The following is a 16134-nucleotide window of genomic DNA, read 5'->3' on the forward strand; positions in this document are numbered from 1 at the left end:
TCATCGTTCTCATGGACCTTCGGTAGGCTTGCCGGTGAAATCGGTGACCGGTTTGTCTACCGGCCTGTCAAGCCGCTCGGAAAAAGCGCGCAGGCCCGCCAAAATCGGTTTGATGGCATACCACAGCTCGTCGTCATTGAGCATGCGATAAATACCGGTGATGCCGGGGGCGCTGTCCTTCTCTTGATCCTTCTCTCTACTCTTACCTTTATGGGAATGGTCCTCCGCTTCATCATGGCGATGGTTGCCGACCTGCTCAATTCCCTCTTTAAGTGCAGACATCACCTGATAAAAACGATCCGGCGGTAGCGTCGCAAGCGTCATGGCGATCACTGAGAGATTTTGAATGGCATTAAGCGAGCCTGGTTTATTTAAGCCGTCTACCACAATACGCATCAGCTCATGATTAGACGCAACCACATCATTGGCAAACCGAAGCAGACCATGCTCATGCAGCGTTTGTACAAGCCTATCGAGCTCTTCCTGGGCATCCGGGCCGATGTTGGGTGGCGGTACGTCGTAGGAAATTCGTTCGGCCATTACATTTTCCTCGGATTGGTTTGCTGGGCAGGCGGCAACGTATAGTCCTCGTTAGCCCACTTCACCTCGACGGCGACGCCCTCATTAGGTGTGCGCTTCCCAAAGCGGTAGTTGGTGCTGGGAAGGGGTGATTCACTGCGCTTGTCGAGCACTTCAAGCTTAACGGCCGTTTCCTTGTAGGCAGGGGTTTGCACGTCTGGGTCAGTATGCTCGCCGGTTAACGCATTAACGCCCGGTTTGCCAAAGTGAATCGGCAGGTAGAGCCCCTTGCCCGCAACGCGCTCGGTCACCAGGGCGGGAAACTCACGGCTATCCCGGCGTGACGTAATACGCACCCAGGTACCGTCTTGAATATTACGCTCGGCCGCAAGCTCCGGGCTTACCTCGACAAAACTGCCGGGCACCTGATCCCAGATGCCTTGTGAACGCCCGGTCTGGTTAGAGCCTTGAAAGTGCTCCAGCAGGCGGCCGTTATTGAGCATGAGATCATATTCTTCATCGGCGGCTTCAAAAGGCTCTTTCCACTCAAGAACAAACAGGTTGGCCTTACCATCCTCGGTGTGAAAACCATCGGTATACAGCAGCGGCGTATCGGTACCGTCTTCGGCAACCGGCCATTGCAGCGACTTCCAGCCTTCCAGGCGCTCGTAGCTGACCCCCGCGAACATGGGAGATATCGATGCGCACTCCGCCATGATCTCTGAAGGGTGTGCGTAGCCCCAATCGTGGCCCATGCGCGCGGCAAGGTCTGTCAGGATACGCCAGTCGGGACGGCTATCGCCTAGGGGATCAAGCACCTGGTAGAAGCGCTGAATGCGTCGCTCGGTATTCACGAAGGTACCGTCTTTCTCGACGCTGGGGCAGGCGGGCAGCACCACGTCAGCAAACTCAGCGGTACGGCTTAAAAACATATCCTGCACGACCATAAAGTCGAGGCTTTCAAACGCGGAGTGGACATTATGGGTATCGGCGTCGGAGAAGGCCGTTTCCTCGCCAATGATATACATGGCCTTGAGCTTGTCCTCGGCGGCGGCTTGCACCATCAGGAAGTTGCCGTAACCGATTTCATCAGAAAGCTGTTCAGGCTTGACGCCCCAGCCTTTGGCCCACCGCGTGCGGGCATCCTCGTTGGTAACCTTTTCATAGCCTGGGTACATATTGCGCAGGCAGCCAAAGTCGCTGGCGCCCTGCACATTGTTATGGCCGCGCATGGGGTAGCCGCCAGTACCCGGTTTGCCGTAGTTACCCGTGACCAGCAGCAGGTTGGAAAGCGCGGTGCTGGTATCCGAGCCGTGGCTATGCTGCGTAATTCCCATGGCCCATAAAAGGCAGACACTTTTTGCCCTGCCGATTAATTCCGCGGCCTCAATCAGCTGCTGCTTGGGAATGCCGGTTTTCTGCTCGGCGAAATCAAGCGTAAACGGCGCCAGCGATTCACGGTATTCATCGACGTTATTGACCCGGCGCTCAAGAAATTCATAGTCGGCCAAGTCGTTATCGAACATATAGCGCGACAGTGCCGAGGCCCAGATCAGGTCGGTGCTGGCATTAGGGCGCATAAACAGATTCGCCCGCTCGGCCATTTCGTGTTTGCGTGGGTCGAACACTACCAGCTTTTGGCCGTGCAGCTTCTGCGAAGACTTGATGCGCGAGGCAATCACCGGATGGTTTTCGGCGGTATTGCTGCCTACCAGTACGACCACTTCCGCCTGTTCGATATCCTTGATGGTGCCGGCGTCGCCACCATAGCCCACGGTGCGGAAAAGCCCTTTGGTGGCCGGGTTCTGGCAGTAGCGGGATGAGTTATCCACGCTATTGGTGCCAATGATCAGCCGGGCAATCTTCTGCGTCAGGTAAGCCTCTTCGTTACTGGCTTTACTGGAACCGATAAAGCCAACGCTCTGTGGGCCGTGGATATCGCGCACGTTTAACAACCGGCGCGCCACCAAGTCCAGCGCTTCGTCCCAGCTGGCTTCACGAAACTGACCGTTTTCCCGAATCAGCGGCGTCGTGAGGCGTTTTTCACTGTTAACGAAGTCCCAGGCAAATTTGCCCTTGATGCAGGTGGAAATACCGTTAGCCGGGGCGTCTGGGGTGGGCTGAACCTTGAGAATCTTGCGATCACGGGTCCACATCTCAAATGAGCAGCCAACACCGCAGTAGGTGCATACCGTTTTAGTGCGTTTGATGCCCGGCTGGCGCCAAGTGGCGTCAAGCTCTGAAATACCGGTGATGGGTTTGGCGCTGGTGGTATTTTCGACCTCTTTGACGACGTCGATCATCGGTCGCTTAAGCGACCAGGGCAGGGCGGTAAGCGGGCCTGTCTGCCCATACATGGTGTTTTCCTGCAGCGCATTACACGGGCAGACCGTGACGCAGTGGCCACAGTGAACGCAGCTTGAGTCGTTGATCTCTTTACCGCCATCCCACAGTACGCGCGGATTTTCACTAGCGTAATCAATGCTTAGTGTTTCGTTGACCTCGACGTTCTGGCACGCCTCGACACACTGGCCACACAGAATGCACTGGTCCGGGTCGTAGGTATAAAACGGGCTGGAGGTATCTTTTGGATAGGGCTTGGGCTGGAATTCATAGCGCTGGATGGGAATATCCATCTCGACCAAGGCGTTATGCACCCGGCAGTCGCCATTGTTATTTTCGCACACGGTACAGTAAAGCTCATGTTTGGCCAGCAGGCGGTCCATGCCTTCATGACGGGCGGCCGTGGCTTGGGCGCTGCGGCTTGAAATATTAAGGCCTTCTTGGGTACGCAGCGCGCAGCCACGTTGCATTTCACCGTTAACCTCGACCCAGCAGGTATCGCACGTTTCAATAGCGCCTAGAGAAGGGTGGTAGCAAACATTGGGCAAGGAGATGCCATGGTTTTCAAGAAAATCGATCAGTGGCTCATCGGCGTTGCCGGTTAATTTTTTATCATCAAACGTAATCGTGCACGGTCGGTTCATGTGGGTACTCCTCCATGGGCCCCTTGTTTTTATCCTGACGCTGCCTCCTCTTCGCGGGTTTTAACGTCTTGCTTCAAAGGTAGTTAAGCGCCTTGAGCTTGTACAAGCTCAGTTTCTGGTTTTAAACCTAAGTTAAGCACGGGTTTTGCGCTTCTCTTTCAAAGCCAGCACGCTACGTTTATAGCCAACGGCTTTTATTTATCTCTACAGCATTTACCCCAACAGCATTTACCCCAACAGCGCTTGGAGAAAAAACATGGAAAACACACAGACCCAACCCACCGTACTGATTACCGGCGCCAACCGAGGCGTCGGGCTGGCATTGGCAGCCCACTACAGAGATGAAGATTGGCAGGTGATCGGCGTTTGCCGCCAATCATCAGACGAGCTTGAGCGCGTGGCTGACCGCATTATTGAAGGTATCGACGTGACCCGGGCCGAGGATGTTGAGCGTTTGGCACAGGCGCTTGATGGTCTACGGCTGGAATTATTGATCAACAACGCCGGCCTCTTGCGCGATGAATCGTTAGGCCAGCTGGATTTCGACAGCATCCGTGAGCAGATGGAAATCAATGCCTATGCGCCCCTACGGGTATGTGAAGCGTTGCTACCGTTGATGCAGGACGGCAGTAAGATTACCAACATCACCAGCCGTATGGGATCGATTGCCGATAACGACTCCGGTGGGCGCTACGGTTACCGCGCATCCAAAGCGGCGCTAAACGCGTTTGGAAAATCCCTGGCTATGGACCTTAAGCCACGCGGTATTGCCGTGGCGCAAATACACCCAGGCTATGTAAAAACGCGCATGGTTAACTTCGGCGGGATGATCAGCCCTCAGGAAGCCGCCACGGGCATTGCTGCCTGTATCAAAATGCTGACGCAGGAAAATAGCGGCAGCTTTTGGCACAGCAATGGGGAATTACTGCCGTGGTAGTGTTGAGTAAGGCGTTTTTCTATCAACAGGCGAAAGCAGGCTATTTTGCCATCGCATACCGCTAAGTAAGATGAGTGCGCTACAGTGGTGTGCGATAACGCCGTCATCCATTTGTCAGGCGTCTAGGGCACGCTATCGTTCTGCTACAACACTTTATAAAAGGAACCATGCTGATGCGTTTTATTTCTCACGGTATTGCGCTAGGGATAGCTACTGGGCTGCTGACTACCTCAGCGTATGCCGCGCCCTACACGCTGACCATTTTTCACACCAACGACCTGCACGGGCGTACCGACAGCTATCCTCAACTGATCACCGCCCTGGCTGAAGCTCGTGAGCGGTTTGGCGACGGCCTGTTGCTGGACGCGGGAGATATCTTTTCGGGTACGCTCTATTTCACCGAATACCAGGGCCAGGACGCCGTCGAGTTCATGAACCTGATGGGCTATGACGCATTCGTGCCGGGCAACCATGAGTTCGACCTGGGCGACCCGGAAGAGGGCCATCAAGCATTAGCGGCTTTCTTTGCCGCCGCTGATTTCCCTATTGTGGGCGCGAACCTGGATTTCTCTACCTCACCCGAGTTTGCCGATCTACTCGGTGATTCGATCAGCGTCGAGCCCGAACAGCAGCCTAAGCCTGGCCACCTGTACGACGGCATTGTGGTAGAGCAAGGTGGCGAGCGAATCGGTATTTTCGGACTAAGCACGCAAGGCAGCGAGACCGTCTCCAGCCCCGGTAACGTCACCCTTGGCGATTACCGAGCGGCGGCCGAGGCGATGGTGGAAGCGTTTGAAGCTCAAGGCGTTAACAAGATCGTCGCGCTTACTCACCTGGGTTTTGACAGCGACCCAAGTATGGGCAACGACCTATTGCTTGCCCAGCATGTGGACGGGGTGGACGTGATCATCGGTGGGCACAGCCATACGCGCTTGGAGTCGCCCGTTACGGTGGATGAAAACGATTTGGGCGAGCCTAAAGCGCCCACCGTTATTGGCCAGGCGAACGAGTACGGCAAGTACCTGGGCGTCATGCAGGTCACCTTTGATGACAAGGGCGTGGTGCAGGATGCTAGTGGCGAACTGCTGACCACCGATGATTTCGAGCCCGATGCCCAAGCGCTTGAGATGCTTGAGCCTTACACCGCACGAATTGAAGCAGTGCGCGATACCCAAGTGGGCGCCCACCTGAATACGCCGCTTCCCAACCCGCGCCACGGCAATGGCGATGAACAAAGCGTGCGCGCCAATGAAACGGCGCTTGGCAATCTGATCGCCGATGGTCAGCTTGCTGCCGCCCGCCGAGTGAACCCGGAGACCGTGCTGGCCATTCAAAATAGTGGCGGTATTCGTGAGCCCATCGCCCAGGGTGATGTGAGTGTGGGTGAGCTGGTTGCCGTGCAGCCGTTTGGCAATCGCTTGGCGCTGGTGAGCGTGACGGGCGCGGAGCTTCTGGAAACGTTCGAGATCGGGCTGGCAAACACCCCTGATGAAAGCGGTGGTTTCCTGCAAGTGTCCGAAGGTACCGAGCTGGTATATGACAGCCGCCAGCCCGTCGGTGAGCGCGTTGTGAGCCTGAAGGTGACGCAGAACGGCACCTTGCAGTCGGTAGACCCTGAAAGTACCTACACCATTGCCACCAATCACTTTACTGCAGCCGGTGGCGATAGCCATACGGCACTAGAGGCCGCCTATGAAAATGGGCGCAGCACCATCGTCGGTAATACCGATTGGGAAATGCTACGTGACCATATGGTTTCGTTAGGTGACGTGGATTATCAGGTTGAAGGGCGTATCACTGACCAGGCTCGCCAACATTAAATGTGAATAAAGGGCCGCCTGGACGTTACGTAGAGGCGGCCCTTATTCAGAGTAGTGAACACCAGGCAGAAGCCTGGTCACTCACTCGTCTATAAGCGTGGCAAAACTGCCGAATATCGCTCGCTTGCCATCAAACGGCATGGGGTTGACGTCCGGCTGTAAGCGAGGGTCTTCCATGACCTTGGGCATCGCCTCGTCGCGCACGGCGCGGGAGGTCCATTCGATCCATGAGAAGATAATGGTTTCGTTATCCTTACGCTTAACGGCCATGGAATAAGAGGTGACTTCCCCTTCAGGGATATCCTCACCCCAGCACTCAACTACCCGCAGGGCGCCATACTCTTTGAAAACCACGGCAGCATCACGGGCGTGCTCAATGAAGATTTCTTTATTGGCCGTGGGCACGGCCGCAACGAAGCCATCAATATAGCGTTGAGTAGTAGTGCTCATGATGATTCTCCTGGCTGGGTTTTGGGTGGGAGTTCTCGAATGGGGCGTACTTCAATGCTGCCGAGTCTCGCAGGTGGGATGCGGCTGGCTAGCTGTAGCGCCTCGTTCAAGTCACGTGCTTCGAGCAGGTAAAAACCGGCCAGCTGTTCTTTGGTTTCCGCAAACGGCCCGTCGGTAATTACTGTCTCGCCATCGCGTACACGTACAGTGGTCGCGGTGTCTATCGGTTGCAGCGCTTCACCGGCCAGGTAATTGCCTTGAGCGCTTAAACGCTCGACGCCCGCAATACACTCCTGATTAAGGTCATGCCACGCCTGCTCGCTCATGGCATTGATGAGCTGCTCTTGGTAATACACTAAGGCCGCGTATTTCATGGCGTCTCTCCTTCAGTAGAAAGACAACTATCCGCCGACACATTGATCATCCACTGCACGCCAAAGCAGTCAGTGGCCATGCCAAATCCCGCAGACCAGAACGTTGATTCAAAAGGCATGATTACCTCTCCGCCTTCGGTGAGGCGTGCAAAGGTTAGGGAGGCTTGCTCGATCTCCTGATACTCCAGCTGAATCTGCACGCCTTGTGGTGGCATGTACTGTTCAGGCGTCATGTCGGCGCCCATCAAGCGACGACCACGCAGGTTCAGCGAAGCGTGGATGATGCGGTCATGCAGAGAAGGTGATACATGCTCTGCCGCTGGGGTTTCCGCGTAGGTCATCAAACACTCTATCTGGCCGCCGAGCACGTCAGAATAGAACCGCATGGCCTCCCGGCAGGTGCCAGGGAAGGCGACATGCACATTCATGACATCGGGTACGCGGGCATGGCTGTGATGCTTATCCAGGCCCGCACCCGGCTCAAATTCCTCAAGCGTGAAGTAGCGCCTTAACTCAAGGGTCACGTTGCCGTCGGCATCCAGGGTTGGCCACTGCTGTGCCCACCCCAAAGCGACATCAAGAGAAGGTGCCTCCAGCACGCTATAACCAGCAATACGTTCACTGGCTGGAGACAGAGGGCCGGGGAGGATAGTGGGAGTTCCGTTATGGAACTGGATCAGGCAGCCATCGCTTGTCGGGTGTAAGCCGTTGCCGCTCACGAGTACGCCTGCCTGCATCATGCGCTCGTTGTAATCGGCCATGGCGGCAAGCATTTCCTGCGACGGTAGCGCACCATTTTCGGTCGTGGCGTCGGCACGCCGTATCAGCATGAATTTCATTGAGAGTCTCTTTTATTGTGATGGTCGACACCCTCTAGTCGTTTGACGTGCCCCCAAATCGACAGGCCTGCGAACTATTTTTCATAACCTTTTGGTAATATTTTTTATAGCGCTGATTAAAGTTCGGCCAATTTGCTGAGCAAAAAGCGTTTTTCCGGCTCTTGAGTAGTTAATGTCAGGGCCTTTTGGTAGGCATCGCGCGCGGCGTCATCGTTACCCTGCCGACGTAGCAAATCTGCTTGGGCCGCATGTAATAGATAATAACGAGAGAGTTGAGGATGATGAGCTAGCTCATCGAGCAGGCTCAACCCAGTTGCTGGAGAGTCATGCATGGCAACGGCCACCGCGCGATTCAAGGTCAGAACAGGCGATGGATAATAGCGGCATAAAGCGTCATACAGCCTGACAATCCGCGCCCAGTCGGTATGTTCGGGGCGAAGGGCTTGGGCGTGTACGGCGGCAATTGAGGCTTGAAGGGTATAAAAGCCAAGAGGGGTGAGGGCTAGTGCGTGTTCGAGCCACTCGATACCCGTACAAATTTCCGCCTGGTGCCATAGGCCTCTATCCTGCGCCTCCAGCGTGACGAGCTCGCCTTGGTTATCCTGGCGCGCATCCCGGCGGGCATTGGTAAGCAGCATAAGTGCCATCAGCCCAAAGACTTCTCCCTGTGGCAGTAGCGCTGCCAGTTCCTCACCCAGACGTAGCGCTTCGCGGGTCAGACTGATATCGACCACCGACGCACCGCTACTGCTTGAATAACCTTCGTTGAAGACCAGGTAGATAATCTGGAGGACGTCCGGCAAGCGTTGGGGCAATGTCTCCGACGCAGGTACCGCATAGGGAATATGCGCATCGCGAATCTTGCGTTTTGCCCGTACGATGCGCTGTGCCACGGTTGAAGGTTTGATTAATAGGGCGCTGGCAACCTGCTCAGTGGTTAACCCGCACATTTCGCGCAGCGTCAGCGCAAGGCGTGCTTCTAGGCTCAAGCTTGGGTGGCAGCAGGTAAACAGCAGCCGCAGCGAGTCATCCTGGATCGCGGCATCGTCGAACTCCTGTGTTTCCTCACTCGGTAATAGCAGGTGGGCTCGACGGCGTGCGGTACTGCGTTGACGAATTTGATTAATCCCGCAGTGATAGCCGGTGCGAATCAGCCAGGCCTGAGGATTATCGGGCGTCCCTTTAACAGGCCACTGTTGAGCAGCGGCGACAAAGGCATCTTGCACGGCTTCTTCGGCAAGCTCGAAATCGCCCAGCAGACGGATCAGAGTTGCCTGAGCACGTCTGGCATGGGTGCGATAAAGAGCGTCAAGTAAAGAAGGGTGAGCACGCATGGTAGAAGACCCATTTGCCTCTATAAACGGGGGCGCTAGGCCCGAGAGGAATTAATACTGCTTTTCAAACCTAGCCCATAGAAGCCCTTTTTCGTACTGTTTTTATTTAGGGTCTTCGTAAAAGGTCGAAGCAAACTTCTGCGCGCTGGCTAGTTTTTCTGTTTCTTGAGAGCTGCACTTTGGAAGTAATGGTAAAGCCAGGTTAGCAGATGAGGAGTAGATTACGCCTCGTTGAGCAAGGCAAGAAGCTGTTGATGGCTTTGGGAAGGGGCGATCAGTAGGCTCTGCCTTAAACAGGATGCCTCCGCTTGCCCCTGTATGTCGGTCACCATCAAGCCAACTTCCTGTGCTATCAGAATGCCAGCGGCCACATCCCACCATTCAAGTTTAGCGCCTTGCGACCAGAAGGCATCAAAGCGGCCTAACGCGACGTAAGCAATTTCCAAAGCGGCAGAGCCCGGACTTCGGATGCCCGATACGTGCGGCATGATGGCAGCCTGCTGGCGTATGCTGAGGTCGCAATCGCCTTTTCCATGATAGGGTAGGCAGGTTGCCACCAGCATTTCTGTCAGTGGACAGGCGCTTGGGCATATTAAACGGTAGTCATTTAAATAGGCGCCTTGGCCTTTTTCAGCCCAGATAAGTTCATCCAGCAACGGGTGGTAAACCGCCCCCATGATCAGTTCGTTGTTTTGCTCTACCGCAATAGAGACGGAGAAAAACGGCACGCCATGGAGAAAATTGTTGGTGCCATCCAGCGGATCAATAATGACGGTCACATTGCTATTGTGAGCGGGTGAGGCGCCACTCTCTTCCCCCAAAAAGCCAACCGCAGGGAAATGCTGGCGTATGTAGTCAATAATTAACCGCTCCGCTGACTGATCATAGTGAGTTACAAAATCCGAGGCGCCTTTACGCTCGAAAGTAACTCGATCAATCCCTGAGTAGCCTTTGGCCAGCAGCGCGCCAGCTTCCCTGGCAGCTTTCTTAACGGTATCCGCTAATAAGTGTGTGTCCTCATGCATACAGATAGCCTTTTAGAGATAAGTTAACAACCCCGGTCGTAATTGCTTAACAAGCCGCCCTGATAGTCGCCATCTAATCCCCCGTGCGCAGGCCGGTTGCGCTGTTAAACGGATGCAGCGCTTCGCGGGTGACATAAAAGCGTAGCGTTTCGCCCTCCTTGACCGGGGGCTGGCCGCTTACCCGAATCACGGTGGGCTGGTCGCTGTCGGCGAGCCGCACGTAAAGATGGCTTTCGGCGCCCGCCGCTTCAAACAGTTCAAGCGTGGAGTCGACCACCAGGTGCGGTGTATCGGGTGGCGAAAGGCGCATATCGTCCGGGCGAATGCCGACCGTGTCGGTCTCGGCGGGAAGATCGTTTAACAGGTCATGGGTGCCGCGCGTTTGCAGGTATTCAAGCGGTACCATGTTCATCGCAGGCGAACCGATAAAACCCGCCACGAACATCGATGCAGGGCGCGCGTAGATCTCCATGGGCGTGCCCACCTGTTCGATTTTGCCAGCGCTAAGCACCACCAGACGATCACCCAGCGTCATCGCTTCTAACTGGTCGTGGGTCACGTAGAGGCTGGTGGTCTTCAAGCGGCGCTGAAGCTGCTTGATCTCCACGCGCATTTGCACGCGCAGCTTGGCATCCAGGTTAGAGAGCGGTTCGTCGAACAAAAAGGCTGCGGGCTCACGTACCAACGCCCGACCCATGGCGACGCGCTGGCGCTGGCCGCCGGAGAGCTTGCGCGGTTTGCGCGCAAGAAAATCCTCAATTTCGAGCATTTTGGCCGCTTTGCGCACCCGTTCTTCGATCTCGGGTTTTTTAAAGCCGCGGTTTTTCAGCCCATACGCGAGGTTGTTGTACACCGTCATGTGCGGGTAGAGCGCGTAGTTCTGAAACACCATGGCGATATCGCGCTCTGCGGGTTCGAGATTGTTGACGACCCGGTCGCCAATCTTGAGCGTACCGTCGGTAATCGTTTCAAGCCCGGCCACCATGCGTAACAGCGTGGATTTGCCGCAGCCCGAAGGGCCTACCAGCACCACGAACTCGCCGTCTTCAATCGCAAGGTCGATGCCTTTAACGGCATGGACGTCGCCTGAGTAGGTTTTTCTAAGCCCTTCCAAGGTAATGCTAGCCATCTTATTTCTCCGTCTCGGTCAGGCCTTTCACGAACAGTTTTTGCATAAACAGCACTACTAATACCGGCGGCAGCATGGCAAGCGTGACGGTCGCCATGATGAGATTCCAGGCGGGCACCCGGTCGGACGAGGCCATCAGGCGCTTGATACCCAGCACAATGGTGTAGAAGTCTTCGTCGGTGGTGACCAGCAGTGGCCACAGGTATTGCACCCAGCCGTAAATAAACATGATCACGAACAGCGCGGCGATATTGGTGATCGATATCGGCAGCAATATGTCCTTGAAGAACTTCATCGGGCCGGCGCCATCCACTCGGCTGGCTTCCATCAGCTCTTCAGGCACAGTCATGAAGAACTGGCGGAACAGGAAGGTCGCGGTAGCGGAGGCAATCAGTGGAAGCGTTAGCCCCGCATAGGAGTTCAGCATGCCCAGGTTGGCAACGACCGCGTAGGTGGGGATGATGCGAACTTCGACCGGCAGCATCAGGGTGATGAAGATGATCCAGAACGCCAGCATGCGAAACGGGAAGCGGAAATAGACAATCGCAAAGGCGGAGATAATCGAAATGGCGATCTTGCCGATCGCAATCGTCAGCGCCATGATCAGCGAGTTACCCAGCATCAGCCAGACCGGCGGTGTGCCGCCCACCTGCCAGCCGGAGCTGAGCATCTGCCGGTAGGATGCAAACATGTTGTCGCCGGGGAGCAGCGGCAACACCCCGCGCACAAAGGCGCTGGATTCGTGGGTTGAGGCGATAAATGCCACGTACACCGGAAATGCCACCACCAGCACGCCTGCAATCAGCACCAGGTGGGTCAGAATATTGAGAAAAGGTCTTCTTTCAACCATGTTTATTTCCTTAACGCACTAGTAGTTGACCCGGCGTTCCACGTACCGGAACTGGATAAACGTCAGGATAATCACGATGCCCATCAGCATGACCGACTGAGCGGATGAGGAGCCAATATTCAATCCCGCGACACCGTCGGTGTAGACCTTGTAGACCAGCGTCATGGTGGCTTGGCCTGGCCCGCCCGCGGTAGTGGCATCAATCACCCCGAAGGTGTCGAACATCACGTAGTTGATGTTGATGATCAGCAAAAAGAAGGTGGTGGGTGATAGAAGCGGGAGCACGATGGTCCAGAAGCGCTTGAAGGGGCCCGCGCCATCAATAGCCGCTGCCTCCATGAGCGACTGCGGCACAGATTGAAGCCCTGCCAGGAAAAACAAAAAGTTATAGGAGATCTGCTTCCAGGCCGCGGCAATGGTGATCAATATCATTGCCTGGGTGCCTGAAACGCGGTGGTTCCAACTGATACCGAACCAGTCGAGCAGATGCGGCAGAAGGCCGATGGTGGGGTTGAACAAAAACCACCACAGCACGCCCGCTACCACTGGAGCAACCGCGTAGGGCCATACCAAAAGCGTGGTGTAAAACTTGGCGCTACGCAGCACACGGTTAACGCAAACGGCGAGTAAAAGCGCCAGGCTCATGGAAAGCACCGTCACCGAGATGGAAAAAATCGCGGTGCGCCCCAGCGCATTCAGGTAGCTGGGGTCGGCCAGAATGCGTGCATAGTTCTCCATGCCGACAAACGTTGTTTTAAAGCCGAACGCATCGGTACGCTCGAAGCTGGATTTAACCGCCTGGCTTGCCGGCCAGATAAAAAACACCAGCGTAATCGCCAGCTGTGGTGCTAACAGTAAGAAAGGGAGCCACCGATTTTGATAGGTGGAACGTTTGGTCTGCATGGCACATCCTGTCGTACGGGCGTTGGTGCGGCTGGCCGCAGTGGTCAGCTGCCAGGAAGTAAGCCATCCCATAGGCCCCCGGTGAGCTGGGCGTATGGGATGGCTCCTATAGCAAACCCCGGCTATAAAAGCCGGGGTTGTTTACAAGTAACGAGAAGGGCTTAGTTATTGGCAGCCTCAAAGTCGCGCAGGATCTGGTTGCCGCGGCTTACCGCATCATCCAGGGCTTGCTGGCCGCTCTTATCGCCAGCCAGTACGGCCTGGAACTCTTCATCCAGAACCATGCGCACTTGCGGATAGTTACCAAAACGCAGGCCTTTGGAGTTTTCCGTCGGCTCGTTTAAGTTGATCTGCTCGATAGCAATATCCGCGCCCGGGTTTTCGTCGTAGTAACCCTGCTCCTGGCTCAGCTCATAAGCGGCGGTGGTAATCGGCAGGTAGCCGGTGCCCTGGTGCCACTCGGCCTGCACTTCGGGAAGCGACAGGTACTCGAGGAACTCGGCAACGCCGGTGTACTCGTCGTCTTCGTGGCCTGAAAGCACCCACAGAGTCGCGCCACCGATGATCGAGTTCTGCGGTGCGCCGTCTACGTCGTCATAAACAGGCAGCATGCCAAAGCCTACGTCGAAGTCGGAGTTAGCCAGCACGTCGGCGCGTGATGCGGACGAGTTCATGTACATCGCGCAGTCGCTTGCATAGAACGAAGGTGCCGCGTCCGGGCCGTTGGCTGGGCCTGCGTAGTTGTAGACGCCGCTATCAGACCACTCTTTCAATTGATCCCAGAAGCGCGCCTGCACGTCGCCGTTAAAGGCAAACTCGGTATCCAGACCGCCGAAGCCGTTTTCTTTGGTGCCGATAGGCTGATTGTGCAGTGCCGAGAAGTTCTCAAGGCCCACCCAGTTGGCCGCATAGGCCATGGTGAAGCCACAAGAGGCCGCGCCTTCATCGACAATCTGCTGGCCCATCTCACCCATTTCTTGCCAAGTGGTCGGCGGCGTTTCAGGGTCGAGGCCAGCGGCTTCGAAGACGTCCTTGTTGTAGTAAAGAATCGGTGTGGACGAGTTGAACGGCATAGAGAGCATGTTGCCGTTGGTGTCGGTGTAGTAACCGGTCACCACGGGCAGATAATCGGCCGGGTCAAAGGTGTTGCCGTGCTCTTCCATCAGTTCATAAACAGGGTAGATAGCGCCTTGGGCGGCCATCATGGTGCCGGTGCCCACTTCGTAAATCTGTACGATGTGAGGCTGCTCGCCTGCGCGGAAGGCGGCAATGGTGTTAACCATGGTCTGTTCGTATTCGCCCCGGTAGGAAGGCGTGACACGATACTCATCCTGGGTGGCATTGAAGTCTTCAGCAAGCGCGCTCAAGCGCTCGCCCAGCTCGCCGCCCATGGAGTGCCACCAGGTGATCTCGGTAGCGGCGTGGGCAGAAACACTCAGAGTAGTCGCAGCGATACCGGCAGATAACGCGCGTAACATAAAACGAGACATAAGAGCTCCTTTTGAGCCTGACATAAGCCAGGTGGCACAGTGCGTTTGTTAAGGTTTTTGGATGCACTGAACAGTAGTCAGTGTAGATGACATTTTGATGACTGCTAAGTTAACTGGGTATGACCACGTTCAACTTTGGCAGTAGGCGCACGAGGAAGCCGGTGATAGGGTTAGACGAAGTGTATAACCAGCGAGAATCATATGAGTGACGCAATAGCGCTATTGACTAAACTGGTCTCCTTCGATACCACCTCCCGGGGCTCCAACCTGGCGCTGATCGAGTTTGTCGAAGGCTATCTTGAAGAGTATGGCATTGCCTCTGAGCGGGTAATGAGCCCCTGCGGTACCAAGGCGAACCTGATCGCCCGCGTAGGCCCCGACGCGCCAGGTGGGGTGATGCTTTCCGGCCATACCGACGTGGTGCCGGTGGAAGGCCAGCCCTGGTCGACCGATCCTTTTGGCTTGCATGACGGCCAGGACGGTAAGCTTTACGGGCGTGGCACCTGCGATATGAAGGGATTTATTGCCTGTGCACTCGCCATGGTGCCCACGTGGATGAAAGCGCCTTTGCAGCAGCCTATCTATTTTGGCTTTTCCTACGACGAGGAGATTGGCTGTGTGGGGGCGCCTGCGTTGATCAAGCGCTTCTATGAGCGCTACTCCACCACGGCGCATGTGATTGTCGGTGAGCCGACCAGCATGCAGCCGGTGGTCGCCCAAAAAGGCGCAACTAACCTGCGCACGACGGTCATCGGGCGCGAGGCGCATAGTAGTCAGGTCAATCAGGGCACATCGGCGATTCATGTGGCGGCACGCCTGGTCACCTTTATTGAAGACACCATGACAGTCCTGGTGGATGAAGGGTGTGTCGATGAAGCGTTCAACGTACCCCACACCAGTTTGCACGTTGGCAGGATCAAGGGTGGCACCGCGATCAACATTATGGCGCGGGAGTGTCAGTTTGAGTGGGAGATTCGTCATCTACCCACCGAGACGTTCGAAGAGGTGTTCGCTCGTTTTGAGACGTATGCCGACACGTTAAGTGCCGAGCTAAAGGCACGTGGCAAGCAAGTGGAAATTGTGACCGAACCACTGAATGTGACAGTGCCGGGGCTGGCCGACCGAGATAATCACGCAGTGTTGCGCTTGGCCAAAGACCACCTGCCCGATGCCTGCTGCAACCACGCAGTAGCCTACGCCACCGAAGCGGGGCAGTTTCAAGGCCAGGGATTACAAACCATTATTCTGGGACCGGGCAGCATCGCCCAGGCGCATCAGCCTGATGAGTACATCGAAAAAAGCGAGCTTGAGGCGTGCACGGACTTTATGAGCCGGATGGGGCGTGCCCTGGAAGTGCCGTTCGAGGAGTGAAGAGTTAGGAGTGAGGAGTAAAGAGTGGGGGTAGATAAGACGATGCGGTGTCGGGTAGCCCGTAGCGAGGGTCTTTCGCCAAGGATGGCGAAAGTAGCGTACAGGG

The 16134-nt window shown here is 55.8% G+C and carries 14 protein-coding genes; 3 read left to right on the forward strand and 11 right to left on the reverse strand.

The genetic code is table 11. The annotated features are described in order from the left end of the window. Window positions 1–9: 9 nt before the first annotated feature. Window positions 10–540: a DUF1641 domain-containing protein gene (locus ACT3R7_RS11190; RefSeq protein WP_496199111.1), complete on the reverse strand. Its 531-nt coding sequence runs from the start codon at window positions 538–540 to the stop codon at window positions 10–12. Next, on the reverse strand, window positions 540–3506 hold the full coding sequence (fdhF, locus tag ACT3R7_RS11195) for a formate dehydrogenase subunit alpha (protein ID WP_496199112.1): 2967 nt from the start codon (window positions 3504–3506) through the stop codon (window positions 540–542). The genes ACT3R7_RS11190 and fdhF overlap by 1 nt, the downstream gene beginning before the upstream one ends. Before the next feature lie 256 nt (window positions 3507–3762). On the opposite strand from fdhF, the gene ACT3R7_RS11200 reads away from it, so the two are divergent. Both ACT3R7_RS11200 and ACT3R7_RS11205 read left to right on the forward strand, forming a co-directional pair. Then, window positions 3763–4443, forward strand: a complete 681-nt coding sequence (locus ACT3R7_RS11200; protein WP_496199113.1) for an SDR family oxidoreductase — start codon at window positions 3763–3765, stop codon at window positions 4441–4443. A gap of 173 nt (window positions 4444–4616) precedes the next feature. Beyond that, the gene (locus ACT3R7_RS11205) at window positions 4617–6263 is read left to right on the forward strand and encodes a bifunctional metallophosphatase/5'-nucleotidase (RefSeq protein WP_496199114.1); all 1647 of its coding nucleotides are present in this window, start codon (window positions 4617–4619) and stop codon (window positions 6261–6263) included. A gap of 81 nt (window positions 6264–6344) precedes the next feature. Here the strand turns inward: ACT3R7_RS11205 and ACT3R7_RS11210 are convergent, their stop codons facing one another. The 9 genes from ACT3R7_RS11210 to ugpB form a co-directional block, all read right to left on the reverse strand. Continuing rightward, the gene (locus tag ACT3R7_RS11210; protein WP_193092141.1) at window positions 6345–6713 is read right to left on the reverse strand and encodes a DUF1428 domain-containing protein; all 369 of its coding nucleotides are present in this window, start codon (window positions 6711–6713) and stop codon (window positions 6345–6347) included. Next, entirely contained in the window at window positions 6710–7087 is a 378-nt protein-coding gene (locus ACT3R7_RS11215) for a YciI family protein (RefSeq protein WP_193092142.1), read from the reverse strand. The genes ACT3R7_RS11210 and ACT3R7_RS11215 overlap by 4 nt, the downstream gene beginning before the upstream one ends. Next, the gene (locus tag ACT3R7_RS11220; RefSeq protein ID WP_193092143.1) at window positions 7084–7926 is read right to left on the reverse strand and encodes a VOC family protein; all 843 of its coding nucleotides are present in this window, start codon (window positions 7924–7926) and stop codon (window positions 7084–7086) included. The genes ACT3R7_RS11215 and ACT3R7_RS11220 overlap by 4 nt, the downstream gene beginning before the upstream one ends. Window positions 7927–8042: 116 nt before the next feature. After that, window positions 8043–9260 carry an RNA polymerase sigma factor gene (locus tag ACT3R7_RS11225; protein ID WP_193092144.1) on the reverse strand — a complete coding sequence of 406 codons (1218 nt, stop codon included), beginning with the start codon at window positions 9258–9260 and terminating at the stop codon, window positions 8043–8045. Window positions 9261–9481: 221 nt separating this feature from the next. Further along, window positions 9482–10285: an inositol monophosphatase family protein gene (locus ACT3R7_RS11230; protein ID WP_193092145.1), complete on the reverse strand. Its 804-nt coding sequence runs from the start codon at window positions 10283–10285 to the stop codon at window positions 9482–9484. A gap of 73 nt (window positions 10286–10358) precedes the next feature. Continuing rightward, on the reverse strand, window positions 10359–11414 hold the full coding sequence (locus ACT3R7_RS11235; RefSeq protein ID WP_193092146.1) for a sn-glycerol-3-phosphate import ATP-binding protein UgpC: 1056 nt from the start codon (window positions 11412–11414) through the stop codon (window positions 10359–10361). Between the two features lies 1 nt (window position 11415). After that, entirely contained in the window at window positions 11416–12264 is an 849-nt protein-coding gene (ugpE, locus tag ACT3R7_RS11240) for a sn-glycerol-3-phosphate ABC transporter permease UgpE (RefSeq protein WP_192536531.1), read from the reverse strand. 18 nt (window positions 12265–12282) lie between these two features. Beyond that, complete coding sequence (gene ugpA, locus ACT3R7_RS11245; protein ID WP_193092147.1) at window positions 12283–13167, reverse strand: sn-glycerol-3-phosphate ABC transporter permease UgpA; 885 nt, start codon at window positions 13165–13167, stop codon at window positions 12283–12285. 161 nt (window positions 13168–13328) lie between these two features. Beyond that, window positions 13329–14657 (reverse strand): sn-glycerol-3-phosphate ABC transporter substrate-binding protein UgpB, encoded by a 1329-nt coding sequence (gene ugpB / locus ACT3R7_RS11250; RefSeq protein ID WP_496199115.1) that lies wholly within the window; start codon window positions 14655–14657, stop codon window positions 13329–13331. A 201-nt stretch (window positions 14658–14858) separates the two neighbouring features. Between ugpB and argE the strand changes: the two genes are divergently transcribed. Further along, entirely contained in the window at window positions 14859–16028 is a 1170-nt protein-coding gene (gene argE / locus ACT3R7_RS11255) for an acetylornithine deacetylase (protein WP_193092149.1), read from the forward strand. The last annotated feature ends 106 nt before the right edge of the window (window positions 16029–16134 follow it).

Source organism: Halomonas sp. AOP43-A1-21 (genome assembly GCF_052376775.1).
GTDB classification, from domain to species: domain Bacteria; phylum Pseudomonadota; class Gammaproteobacteria; order Pseudomonadales; family Halomonadaceae; genus Vreelandella; species Vreelandella colorata.